We start from the raw sequence: 13105 nt of genomic DNA on the forward strand, positions 1-13105 counted from the left end.
GGTACTGCAGGGGGGACCCTGTGGGAGAGTAGGACGCCGCCGAACAATCTTTAGCCTCAACCCCCGGACATCGTCCGGGGGTTGAGGCATTTTTGTGTTCAGGACGACGTCTTCGGGTGTGCCTCGAAGAACTCCCAGATGAGATCGGTCGCGTTGACGCCCGTCACCGGGTCGCCCATCGTCTGGTCCTTGCTGCCCGGCCAGTTGTGGCCCCGCCGCCGCTGACCGGGGCGATCGCGGCCAGCGTGCCCGGGAGCTCTTGCCGGCTGCGTTGCCGAAGGCTTCCGGGACTTCTGCCTTCCAGCGCTGTCGTCGTCCGTGTTCGCGCTGCAGCCGGCCACAGGGGAACAACAGGGCCAGAGCGGCGATCTGTAAGAGGCGTATCCGCATTGGCGCATGGTGGCAGCGGCTCGATGGGCGGTCCAGAGGAATGGATGGTTCTGAGCACACACGAGTTCGGGGTATGATCTATTCCGTTGCCGCGCGGGAGACCACGAAAGCGCAACAGGCCCCTATAGCTCAGTCGGCAGAGCGTCTCCATGGTAAGGAGAAGGTCAACGGTTCGATTCCGTTTGGGGGCTCCGAACGGAAGAAGGCCCCCGCCTCACGGCGGGGGCCTTCTTCATGTCCGGATCCGGCTCAGCCCGTGTGGGGCTCCGGGACGCGCATGGCGAGGATGGCCATGTCGTCCGAGGCGGGCTCGGCGGCGAACCGCTCGACCGCGCGGAGGATGCGCGCGGCGACCGCGCCGGCCGTCAGGCCCGTACAGGTCGTCAGAACGTCGATGAGGCCGTCGTCGCCGAGCATGCGGGTGCCCTCGCGGCGTTCGGTGACGCCATCGGTCACGCAGAGCAGGACGTCGCCCGGGTCGAGGGTGACGGTCTGCTCGTACAGCTCCAGGTCCTCCATCACGCCGAGCAGGGGCTGTGGCTCGGCCGCCGGTTCGACGGAGCCGTCCTGGCGCAGGCGCAGGGGGAGCGGATGGCCGGCGCACACGACCTTCAGGAGTGCGGAGCCGTCCTCCTGGGGCCACAACTCGCCGTACAGCAGGGTGAGGAAGCGACTGCGGGCGCCCTCGTCGAGGATCGCCGCGTTCAGCCGTTCCAGGACCGCGGGGCCGCCGAAGCCCTCGCGGGCCAGCAGACGCAGGGCGTGGCGGGCCAGGCCGGTGACGGCGGCCGCCTCCGGACCCGTACCGCAGACGTCGCCGATGGCGAAGCCGTACGCCCCGTCGCGGATCGGGAAGAGGTCGTAGAAGTCACCGCCGACCTCGTTGCCTTCGCCCGCGGCGCGGTAGATGACCTCGACCTCGACGCCCGGGACCTGGGGGAGGCCGGGCGGCAGGAGGCTGCGCTGGAGCGACTGACTGATGGCCGTGCGCTCGGAGTAGAGGCGGGCGTTGTCGAGCGCGAGAGCCGCTCGGCGGGAGAGGTCCTCCGCGAGTTCCAGGATCTCCTGGCGGAAGTGGTCGTCGGAGGGCTTGCCGAGGGTGAGCATGCCGATGACGCGGTTACGGGCGACCAGCGGAAGGACCACTGTCTCGCCGCCGACCGCGGAGGCCGTGGCCAGGGTCGTACCGATGCCGGAGGCCAAGTGGGTGGCGCCGAGACCCAGTTCGCGCATGGAGGTGCGCAGGGCGGCCTGGTGGGCGGCGTCGGCGGGTGCGGTCCAGACGCGTGCGCCGGGGGTGGGGACCGGGTCCGGCGGCTGGATCCTGGAGAGCAGGGCCTTCAGGCCGTCGATGCGCTCCTCGTCCTCGTGCAGGACGTACGAGAGGTACGGCTCGGAGGCCTGGTCGGCGATCGTGTAGACCGCGCACCAGGTGGCGAGGGTGGGGACGGTCATCTGTGCCATCAGGGCCAGGGTCTGGTCGCGGTCCAGTGTGCCCGCCAGCAGGTCGGAGGCTTCGACGAGGAAGCTGAGTGAGCCGCGGCGGAGCCGTTCCAGCTCGCCGAGGCGGGCCGATTCGACGGCGAGCGCGATGCGGTCGGCGGCGAACTGCAGGCGCAGCGCTTCCTCGTTGGAGTACCGGCCCGAGGCTTCCGCCGCGACGCCGAGGGAGCCGGTGAGGCGGCCCTCGACCTTGAGCGGGACGGTGACGACGGAGCGCATGCCGGTGCCGCCGAGCAGCGGGACGGCGCCGGGAACGGCGGTGAGGTCCTCGTGGACGGCGGGCATACGGGCGGAGCCGTACCGGCCGGTGCCGGCCTCGACCGGGACGCGGGCGAAACGCTGCCGTGCGGAGGGCAGCCCGGTGGTGGCCCGTACCTCCAGCTCCGTCTCGTCGTCGGTGGCCAGGAGCAGGAAGGCGGAGTCGCCGTCGAGCATGTCGCGGGCGCGCTCGACCGTGCGCTGGAGCAGACCGTCGAGGTCGTCGGGGGCGGGAGAACCGATGAAGACCTCGAAGGGGTCCGCATTGCGGTTCTCGGGTCCGGAGCCGTCCGTCGCGGGGACGCGGACGGGGGTCTGGAGTACCGCGCGCTCGTAGTCGCGGACGAGGAGGCAGACAGTGGAGGCCTCGCCGTGGGTGTCGCGGACGCGCAGATGGGAGGCGTAGACGGGGATGACGCGGCCGTCGGTGCCGCGGACGCCGTAGCTGCCTTCCCAGCGGGACAGTTGGAGGGCCTCGGCGATACCGGTGCCGATGCCGGGGGTGTGCGGCCAGGCGGCGAAGTCGCCGAGGGGCTTGCCGAGAACCTGGTCCGCGACGTAACCGAAGAGGTGCTCGGCGTCGTCGTTCCAGGAGGTGATTGCGCCGTTGCGGTCGATCTGGGCGACAGCGACGCGTACGCGCTCGTCGGCGACCGGCAGGAGGTCGGTGGGGAGGACCGGGCCGGCCGAGCGGGTGCCCACCATGCGCTGCGGCAGATCGAGCTGGAACCAGACCTGCTTGTGGGTCGGTGTGTACTCGACACCCCAGCGGGTGGCGAGTGCCGCGCAGAGCAGCAGCCCCCGGCCGTTCTCGCGGTCGGGGTGGGCGTGGGTCCTGCCGCCGCCCTGGATGGGGATCTCGCGCTCGGGATAGCGGTCGGCGACCTCGACCCGTACGCCTTCATCGGTCCGCAGGCAGAGCACGTCGGCGGCGGTGCCGGCGTGGATCACCGCATTGGTGACGAGCTCGCTGGTGAGGACCACGGCGTCATCGACGACGTCGGAGTATCCCCAGCCCTGGAGTGTGTCCCGGACGAAGGCCCGGGCGGTTGCCACCGACCGTCCGACGGGGTCGAAGCTGGCAGCCGCCCGCGCGGTGATCACAGAACTCCTCGTACGCGTCTCGACGCCCGGCTCTGCCATGGTCGGTGCCGCCCCTCCCGGTGCCCGGTGGTAGTCCTCGCGCCACACGCCCCCGCCGGGCGACCGGGGCGGTTGGACAGCCGGATGCCAGGTTACTTACCTTCGCTGTCCGAGCGGATGCCGGTCACCGCCGTTTCCGCCTTCCGAGGGCGGGGACGCTAAGCGAAGCTGTCGAACTGTTATGGCCTGGTTCGGCTGCGGTGAAACACTGGGCAAGCTTCCAGAGACAGCCCGAGCATGATGGTCAACCCCTGCGGGAGGGACACGGTGGAGTCTGGTGCAACAGCGCGGGGCACTGGCACGCGCGCACAAGGCGGTCAGTCCCGGAGGAATCAGCCCCGCGGGGGGACGACGGAGGTGGACACCGCGGCTCTGAACCGGCTGCTGGTGGCTCTCGTCTCGATGCGGGACGGGAACTTCCGCAAACGGCTGACCGTCTCGGGTGACGGCGTGATGACGGAGATCGCGGCCGTCTTCAACGAGGTCGCCGACCGCAATCTTCATCTCACCGGTGAGCTGGCGCGGGTGCGCCGTGTGGTCGGCCGTGAGGGAAAGCTCACGGAGCGGCTGGAGCCCGGGCCCTGTGAGGGCTCCTGGGCCGCCGCGATCGACGCGTCGAACGCGCTGGTGGACGATCTGGCCCGGCCGGTGTCCGAGGTCGGCAGAGTGCTGTCGGCGGTCGCGGAGGGTGATCTGGAGCAGCGCATGGAGCTCCGGTCGCACGCGGCCGAGGGCGATGGCGCGGTGCGTCCGCTGCGTGGCGAGTTCCTGAAGGTCGCGCGTACGGTCAACAATCTGGTCGACCAGCTGTCGGCGTTCACCGACGAAGTGACGAGGGTCGCACTGGAGGTCGGCACCGAGGGCAAACTCGGCGGCCAGGCGCAGGTGCGAGGTATGTCCGGTTCGTGGAAGGATCTCACGGATTCGGTGAACACCATGGCGTACCGGCTGACGGCTCAGGTGCGTGACATTGCTCTCGTTACGACGGCGGTCGCCAAGGGTGATCTGTCCCGGAAGGTCACTGTCCATGTGGCCGGCGAGATGCTCCAGCTGAAGAACACCGTCAACACGATGGTGGATCAGCTGTCCTCGTTCTCCTCCGAGGTGACCCGGGTCGCGCGTGAGGTGGGCACGGAGGGCGAGCTCGGCGGGCAGGCGGCCGTGCCGGGCGTCGCCGGTGTGTGGAAGGACCTCACCGACTCCGTCAACACGATGGCGGGCAATCTGACCTCGCAGGTACGGGGCATCGCGGAGGTCACGACGGCGGTCGCCAACGGTGATCTGTCGCAGAAGGTCACGGTCAGCGCGCGCGGTGAGGTGGCGCAGCTCGCCGAGACCATCAACCAGATGACGGAGACGCTGCGTACCTTCGCGGACGAAGTGACCCGGGTGGCGAGCGAGGTCGGCGCGGAGGGTCTGCTCGGCGGTCAGGCGCAGGTGCCGGGTGCGGCCGGGACGTGGAAGGACCTGACCGACTCGGTCAACACCGTCTTCCGCAACCTCACGACGCAGGTGCGGGACATCGCGCAGGTGACGACGGCGGTCGCCAACGGTGATCTGTCGCAGAAGGTCACCGTCGATGTCGCGGGCGAGATGCTGGAGTTGAAGAACACCGTCAACACGATGGTGGACCAGCTGCAGTCGTTCGGTTCCGAAGTGACCCGGGTGGCCCGGGAGGTCGGCGTCGAGGGCCGGCTGGGCGGTCAGGCCGAGGTGCCGGGTGCGGCCGGGACGTGGAAGGACCTCACGGACTCGGTGAATACGGCGTTCCGTAACCTCACCGGCCAGGTGCGGGACATCGCGCAGGTGACGACGGCAGTCGCCAACGGTGATCTGTCGCAGAAGGTCACCGTCGACGTGGCCGGCGAGATGCTGGAGTTGAAGAACACCGTCAACACGATGGTGGCGCAGCTGTCGTCGTTCGCCGACCAGGTGACGCGGATGGCGCGGGACGTGGGTACGGAGGGCCGGCTCGGCGGCCAGGCGCGGGTCGACGGCGTATCCGGTACCTGGAAGGAACTCACCGACTCCGTCAACTTCATGGCGGGGAACCTGACGTCACAGGTGCGGCAGATCGCTCAGGTCACCACGGCGGTGGCCCGTGGCGATCTGTCGCAGAAGATCGATGTGGACGCGCGTGGCGAGATCCTGGAGCTGAAGAACACCATCAACACGATGGTCGACCAACTGTCGGCGTTCGCCGAGCAGGTGACCCGGGTGGCCCGTGAGGTGGGTACGGACGGGCGTCTGGGCGGCCAGGCGCAGGTGCCGGGCGTCGCCGGTGTGTGGCGCGATCTGACGGACTCCGTGAACGGCATGGCCGGGAACCTGACCGCCCAGGTCCGCAACATCGCCCAGGTCGCCACGGCGGTGGCTCGTGGTGATCTGTCGCAGAAGATCGATGTGGACGCGCGTGGCGAGATCCTGGAGCTGAAGAACACCCTCAACACGATGGTCGACCAGCTCTCGAACTTCGCGGAGCAGGTGACCCGGGTGGCCCGTGAGGTGGGCACCGAGGGCATCCTCGGCGGCCAGGCCGAGGTGCAGGGCGTCTCCGGTACCTGGAAGGACCTCACCCAGTCCGTCAACTTCATGGCGAACAACCTGACCTCGCAGGTGCGCAACATCGCCGAGGTGACGACGGCGGTCGCCAAGGGCGATCTGTCGAAGAAGATCACCGTCGATGCCAAGGGCGAGATCCTGGAGCTGGTGACGACCGTCAACACGATGGTCGACCAGCTGTCCAACTTCGCGGACGAGGTGACGCGAGTCGCCCGTGAGGTGGGTACGGAAGGCATTCTCGGCGGCCAGGCGCGGGTGCGTGGCGCCACGGGTATCTGGAAGGACCTGAGCGACAACGTCAACACGATGGCCGCCAACCTGACCAGCCAGGTGCGGAACATCTCCCGGGTGTCGTCCGCGGTCGCCCACGGCGATCTGACGAAGAAGGTGACGGTCGAGGCGCGCGGCGAGGTCGCCGAGCTGGCCGACACCGTCAACACGATGGTGACGACGCTGTCGTCGTTCGCGGACGAGGTCACGCGTGTGGCCCGTGAGGTGGGTACGGAAGGCGAGCTGGGCGGCCAGGCGCGTGTCCCGGGCGTGTCCGGTACGTGGAAGGACCTCACCGAGTCCGTGAACTCGATGGCGTCCAATCTGACCGGTCAGGTGCGCCAGATCGCCACGGTCACCACCGCTATCGCCAAGGGCGATCTCACCAAGAAGATCGACATCGACGCCCGTGGTGAGATCCAGGAGCTGAAGAACACCATCAACACGATGGTCGACCAGCTGTCCTCGTTCGCCGAGGAGGTCACGCGTGTGGCCCGTGAGGTGGGCACGGACGGCATGCTGGGAGGCCAGGCGCGCGTACGGGACGTCGACGGTACGTGGCGGGACCTGACGGAGTCCGTGAACGAGATGGCCGGGAACCTGACCCGTCAGGTGCGGGCGATCGCGGCCGTCGCCACGGCGGTGACCCGTGGCGACCTCAACCTGAAGATCGACGTGGACGCCGCGGGCGAGATCCAGGTCCTCCAGGACAACATCAACACGATGATCGCGAACCTGCGCGACACCACGCTCGCCAACGAGGAGCAGGACTGGCTGAAGGGCAACCTGGCCCGTATCTCCGGTCTGATGCAGGGCAGGCGCGACCTGGACGACGTCGCCTCGCTGATCATGAGCGAGCTGACGCCGGTGGTCTCGGCGCAGCACGGCGCGTTCTTCCTGGCGATGCCGACGGGCGGGGGCGGAGAGCTCGGCTCGGGCGGCGAGGGCTCGTACGAGCTGGTGATGCGCGGCAGTTACGGCTACTCGGCCGGATCGATGCCGATGTCCTTCCGGCCGGGGGAGACCCTGATCGGGACGGCGGCCGAGGAGAAGCGGACGATCCAGGTCAATGTGCCGCCGGGGTATCTGAAGATCTCCTCGGGGCTCGGTGAGGCCTCGCCCGCGTACGTGATCGTGCTGCCGGTGCTGTTCGAGGGGAAGGTCCTCGGCGTGATCGAGCTGGCGTCGTTCCAGCCGTTCACCCAGATCCAGCGGGACTTCCTCAACCAGATCGCCGAGATGATCGCGACGAGCGTCAACACCATCAGCGTCAACACCAAGACCGAGGTGCTGCTGAAGCAGTCGCAGGAGCTGACCGAGCAGCTGCGTGAGCGCTCCGAGGAGCTGGAGAACCGGCAGAAGGCGCTGCAGTCCTCCAACGCCGAACTGGAGGACAAGGCAGAGCTTCTCGCTCAGCAGAACCGCGACATCGAGGTGAAGAACACCGAGATCGAGGAGGCCCGGCAGGTGCTGGAGGAGCGGGCCGAACAGCTCGCGGTCTCCATGCGCTACAAGTCCGAGTTCCTGGCGAACATGTCGCACGAGCTGCGTACACCGCTCAACTCGCTGCTGATCCTCGCCAAGCTGCTCGCCGACAACGCCGACAGCAATCTGACGCCGAAGCAGGTGGAGTTCGCCGAGACGATCCACGGCGCCGGCTCCGATCTGCTGCAGCTCATCAACGACATCCTCGATCTGTCGAAGGTCGAGGCGGGCAAGATGGACGTCAGCCCGACCCGTATCGCGCTCGTCCAGCTCGTCGACTATGTGGAGGCGACGTTCCGGCCCCTCACGGCGGAGAAGGGGCTCGACTTCTCGGTGCGGGTCTCGCCGGAGCTGCCGGCCACCCTGCACACGGACGAGCAGCGGCTGCTTCAGGTGCTGCGCAATCTGCTGTCGAACGCTGTGAAGTTCACCGACACCGGTGCGGTGGAGCTGGTCATCAGGCCGGCGAACGCGGATGTGCCGCAGTCGATCCGCGAGCAGCTGCTGGAGGCGGGCTCGCTGCGCGACGCGGACGGCGACCTGATCGCCTTCTCGGTCACCGACACCGGCATCGGGATCGCGGCGAGCAAGATGCGGGTCATCTTCGAGGCGTTCAAGCAGGCCGACGGCACGACCAGCCGCAAGTACGGCGGTACCGGCCTGGGCCTGTCCATCAGCCGGGAGATCGCGCGGCTGCTCGGTGGCGAGATCCATGCGGCGAGCGAGCCGGGCCGCGGTTCGACGTTCACGCTCTATCTGCCCCTTCACCCGAGCGAACTGCCGCCGCAGGGCTACCCGCAGCTCGTGCCGGGCTCCGAGGCGCCGATGGCCGTGCTCGACGACACTGCGGCTGTCGAGGCGGGTCAGCAGTCCCCGCCGGAGCCGACGCCGAGTGCCGACGCGCACCCCGGTCCCGCGACGCTCTTCCGGCGCCGCCGCAAGGCCCTGGGAACCACCGACCTGCGCCACGCGCTGCCCGGCCAGCCCTCCGCGGCACCGGAGCCCTGGGGGGCGCAGCTTCCGCAGGAGGCCTCCCACGAGCCCCGCCGCACCTTCGAGTTCCACAGCGAGAAGGTGCTCATCGTCGACGACGACATCCGTAACGTCTTCGCGCTCACCAGTGTGCTGGAGCAGCACGGTCTGTCGGTGCTGTACGCGGAGAACGGGCGCGAGGGCATCGAAGTCCTCGAGCAGCACGACGATGTGACGGTCGTACTGATGGACATCATGATGCCCGAGATGGACGGCTATGCGACGACGACGGCGATTCGCAGGATGCCGCAGTTCGCCGGGCTGCCGATCATCGCGCTCACCGCGAAGGCGATGAAGGGCGACCGGGAGAAGGCGATCGAATCGGGCGCGTCCGACTATGTCACCAAGCCGGTCGACCCTGATCATCTGCTCTCCGTCATGGAGCAGTGGATGCGCGGAAAGTGACGATGGTTGGTCGCGTGTGCATCACAGTCTGATTGCGGACTGTGCGGATTCTCGTAAGTTGCTGACTGGCTGTGGCCGAAGGCGTGTGAGGGGCCGATATCCGGGGAACCTTCTGGTCTCCCACCGCGTTTCTGGTACGTGCACAGTGACATCGCGGTGACAGGGTGTGGCGACGGGCGGGGTGCGGCTACCATGACCGGCACAAGGACGGGCGACGCAAGGGAGTCGTCCCCTGGGGCGGCGCCCGGTGCTTCCCCCGGCTCTTCGAGCTGGGGAGACCCCAAGCCGGGGCGAGGAGGGCGAGGCATGGTGCAGAAGGCCAAGATCCTCCTGGTCGATGACCGGCCGGAGAATCTGCTGGCGCTGGAGGCCATCCTCTCTGCGCTCGATCAGACGCTGGTGCGGGCATCGTCAGGGGAGGAAGCGCTCAAAGCGCTGCTGACGGACGACTTTGCGGTCATTCTGCTGGACGTCCAGATGCCAGGAATGGACGGTTTCGAGACCGCTGCGCACATCAAGCGGCGGGAACGGACCCGGGACATTCCGATCATCTTCCTGACCGCGATCAACCACGGTCCGCACCACACCTTCCGCGGTTACGCCGCGGGCGCGGTGGACTACATCTCCAAGCCGTTCGACCCGTGGGTCCTGCGCGCGAAGGTCTCCGTCTTCGTCGAGCTCTACATGAAGAACTGCCAGCTGCGCGAGCAGGCAGCCCTGCTCCGCCTGCAGCTGGAGGGCAGCGGGCACGGCACGGGCGACACCAAGGAGCCGGCGGGCCTGCTCGCCGAACTCTCCGCGCGTCTCGCTGCAGTTGAGGAGCAGGCGGAAGCACTCTCCAAGCAGCTCGACGACGATTCGGCGGATGCGGCAGCCGTCGCCACCGCCGCCCATCTCGAACGCAAACTCACGGGTCTGCGCAGGGCGCTGGACGCCCTGGAGCCCGGTGCGGGCACGGGTACGGCGACTCTCCCCTCGCAGAACTAGTGCCCCTCCCGACAAGCGCTGCCCTGTCGCGGCACTGGCGGCCCGGAGAGGGCCCCTCGGCTGAGTAAACGTCAGTTTCCGGTCACGGTACGAACGACACGAACGGGTGAAGCGGTGGGCACACGTGTCCGCCGCCGTTCACACCGGTAACCTCACCACCATGGCCTCACGTACGTCCGGCAAGGGTTCCCAGGGCACGGCGGGCACCGCGAAGCCGCGCGCCGGCCGTACGACTGGCGCTGCGAAGAAAGCGGCGCCTGCCAAGAAGCCCGCGGCCAAGAAGACCGCCACCAAGAAGACCGCGCCCGCCAAGAAGGCGCCGGCGAAGAAGACGGCTGCGAAGAAGGCCGCTCCGAAACCCGCCCCCAGTCCCACCGGGGGCGTGTACCGGCTTGCGCGCGCCCTCTGGCTGGGTGTCGCGCACGCAGTCGGAGCGATGTTCCGGGGTATAGGACGGGGTGCCAAGGGGCTCGACCCGGCGCACCGCAAGGACGGGCTCGCGCTGCTGCTGCTCGCCCTCGCGTTGATCGTCGCCGCCGGCACCTGGTCCAATCTGCGCGGCCCGGTCGGCGATCTCGTCGAGATGCTCGTCACCGGAGCGTTCGGCCGGCTCGATCTGCTCGTGCCGATACTGCTCGCCGCGATCGCCGTACGGCTGATCCTCTACCCCGAGAAGCCCGAGGCCAACGGCCGTATCGTCATCGGGCTCTCGGCGTTGGTCATCGGCGTGCTCGGTCAGGTCCACATCGCCTGTGGTTCGCCGGGGCGTGACGAGGGCTCGGAGGCGATGCAGGACGCGGGCGGACTGATCGGCTGGGCCGCGTCCAAGCCGCTGATCTTCGCCATGGGTGAGGTCCTCGCCGTACCGCTGCTGCTGTTGCTCACCGTCTTCGGCCTGCTCGTCGTCACCGCCACCCCGGTCAACGCGATCCCGCAGCGGCTGCGACAGCTCGGCGTCCGGCTGGGGCTCGCCGACGCTCCGTACGAAGTCGACGAAGACGAGAACGACGACGAGGACGAGGGCCGGTACGACGACGAGTGGCGGGAGGCGCAGCCCGTCCGGCGCTCGCGCCGGCGCGGCCCGTCCTCGGACGAGGTTTACGACGCGGAGCAAGCAGAGGAGGCGGCGCTCTCCCGGCGCCGGCGGCCGCGGCCCTCGGCGCAGCCCGTCCCGGACCGGCCCATGGACGCGGTCGACGTGGCCGCGGCCGCCGCCGCTGCCCTGGACGGGGCCGTGCTCAACGGGATGCCGCCCTCGCCGATCGTCGCCGACCTGACCCGGGACGTCACCGCCGACCGGGAGCGCGCCGTCGGACCCGTACCGGGCGCCAGGAGCGAGCAGCCGATGCCCGCCGCTTCCGGCGGCGCCGTACCGGACCTGACCAAACCCGCACCCGAGGAGTCCCAGCCCCTCCCGCCGCGCGCCGAGCAGCTCCAGCTGTCCGGCGACATCACGTACGCGCTCCCGTCGCTGGATCTGCTGGAGCGCGGCGGTCCGGGCAAGACCCGCAGCGCCGCGAACGACGCGATCGTCGCGTCGCTGACGAACGTCTTCGCGGAGTTCAAGGTCGACGCCGCGGTCACCGGCTTCACCCGCGGCCCGACGGTCACCCGCTACGAGGTGGAACTGGGACCGGCCGTGAAGGTCGAGCGGATCACCGCGCTGACCAAGAACATCGCGTACGCCGTCGCCAGTCCGGATGTCCGGATCATCTCGCCGATCCCCGGCAAGTCCGCCGTCGGCATCGAGATCCCCAATTCCGACCGCGAGATGGTCAACCTCGGCGATGTGCTGCGCCTGGCCGACGCGGCGGGGGACGACCACCCGATGCTGGTCGCGCTCGGCAAGGACGTCGAGGGCGGCTATGTGATGGCCAATCTCGCGAAGATGCCGCACGTCCTGGTCGCCGGTGCCACCGGATCGGGAAAGTCCTCGTGCATCAACTGCCTGATCACCTCGGTGATGATAAGAGCGACCCCGGAGGACGTCCGGATGGTCCTCGTCGACCCCAAGCGGGTCGAGCTCACCGCGTACGAGGGCATCCCGCACCTGATCACGCCCATCATCACCAACCCGAAGCGGGCCGCCGAGGCGCTGCAGTGGGTCGTCCGCGAGATGGATCTGCGCTACGACGACCTCGCGGCATTCGGGTACCGGCACATCGACGACTTCAACCAGGCCATCCGGAACGGCAAGGTCAAACTGCCCGAAGGCAGCGAGCGTGACCTGCAGCCGTATCCGTACCTGCTGGTCATAGTCGACGAGCTCGCGGACCTGATGATGGTCGCCCCGCGGGACGTCGAGGACGCCATCGTCCGCATCACCCAGCTGGCGCGCGCGGCCGGTATCCATCTGGTACTGGCCACCCAGCGGCCCTCTGTCGATGTCGTCACGGGTCTGATCAAGGCGAATGTGCCCTCGCGGCTCGCCTTCGCGACCTCGTCGCTCGCCGACAGCCGGGTCATCCTCGACCAGCCCGGTGCCGAAAAGTTGATCGGAAAGGGTGACGGTCTGTTCCTCCCAATGGGTGCGAACAAGCCGACCCGTATGCAAGGCGCCTTCGTCACCGAGGAGGAGGTCGCGGCCGTCGTCCAGCACTGCAAGGACCAGATGGCCCCCGTCTTCCGGGACGACGTGGTGGTCGGGACGAAGCAGAAGAAGGAGATCGACGAGGACATCGGCGACGATCTCGATCTGCTCTGTCAGGCCGCCGAGCTGGTGGTTTCCACCCAGTTCGGGTCGACGTCCATGCTCCAGCGGAAGCTGCGCGTCGGCTTCGCGAAGGCCGGTCGGCTGATGGACCTCATGGAGTCCCGGAACATCGTGGGCCCCAGCGAGGGCTCAAAGGCGCGCGACGTCCTGGTGAAACCTGATGAGCTGGATGGAGTGCTCGCGGTGATCCGCGGGGAGTCTCACTCGTAGGGGAAAATGAGGCAACCGTTTCCCTTGGTCGTACGTCAAGTTGGAGGGAGGGACAGCACCATGTCCCATCCTCACGCTGTCCTTCCATTCTGATGGCGTACAAACGGCATCCGCCCGGTTGCCCCACCCTTTCGTACCACCCCTAGA

General features: G+C 68.5%; 4 protein-coding genes and 1 tRNA gene. 4 read left to right on the forward strand and 1 reads right to left on the reverse strand.

Annotated features, from left to right (window positions below):
- Window positions 1-508: 508 nt before the first annotated feature.
- Window positions 509-581 (forward strand) — tRNA-Thr (locus ACZ6ZQ_RS29280).
- 58 nt (window positions 582-639) lie between these two features.
- Here the strand turns inward: ACZ6ZQ_RS29280 and ACZ6ZQ_RS29285 are convergent.
- Window positions 640-3294: a SpoIIE family protein phosphatase gene (locus ACZ6ZQ_RS29285; protein ID WP_469771517.1), complete on the reverse strand. Its 2655-nt coding sequence runs from the start codon at window positions 3292-3294 to the stop codon at window positions 640-642.
- Window positions 3295-3561: 267 nt separating this feature from the next.
- Here ACZ6ZQ_RS29285 and ACZ6ZQ_RS29290 point away from each other — a divergent pair, with 267 nt between their 5' ends.
- The 3 genes from ACZ6ZQ_RS29290 (at window position 3562) to ACZ6ZQ_RS29300 (ending at window position 12958) form a co-directional block, all read left to right on the forward strand.
- A complete protein-coding gene (locus tag ACZ6ZQ_RS29290; protein ID WP_469771518.1) occupies window positions 3562-9048 on the forward strand; it encodes a HAMP domain-containing protein in 5487 nt (1828 codons plus the stop codon).
- Window positions 9049-9354: 306 nt separating this feature from the next.
- Window positions 9355-10035, forward strand: coding sequence for a response regulator (locus ACZ6ZQ_RS29295; protein ID WP_453665720.1), 681 nt, complete (start codon window positions 9355-9357; stop codon window positions 10033-10035).
- A gap of 160 nt (window positions 10036-10195) precedes the next feature.
- Window positions 10196-12958 (forward strand): DNA translocase FtsK, encoded by a 2763-nt coding sequence (locus ACZ6ZQ_RS29300; protein ID WP_469771519.1) that lies wholly within the window; start codon window positions 10196-10198, stop codon window positions 12956-12958.
- The last annotated feature ends 147 nt before the right edge of the window (window positions 12959-13105 follow it).

It is taken from the genome of Streptomyces sp. NPDC053673 (assembly GCF_055585225.1).

Bases quoted from the DNA above. Each gene is read 5' to 3' on its own strand.
- ACZ6ZQ_RS29285 (WP_469771517.1), bottom strand. From the start codon at position 3,294: ATGGCAGAGCCGGGCGTCGAGACGCGTACGAGGAGTTCTGTGATCACC.
- ACZ6ZQ_RS29295 (WP_453665720.1), top strand. From the start codon at position 9,355: ATGGTGCAGAAGGCCAAGATCCTCCTGGTCGATGACCGGCCGGAGAAT.
- ACZ6ZQ_RS29300 (WP_469771519.1), top strand. From the start codon at position 10,196: ATGGCCTCACGTACGTCCGGCAAGGGTTCCCAGGGCACGGCGGGCACC.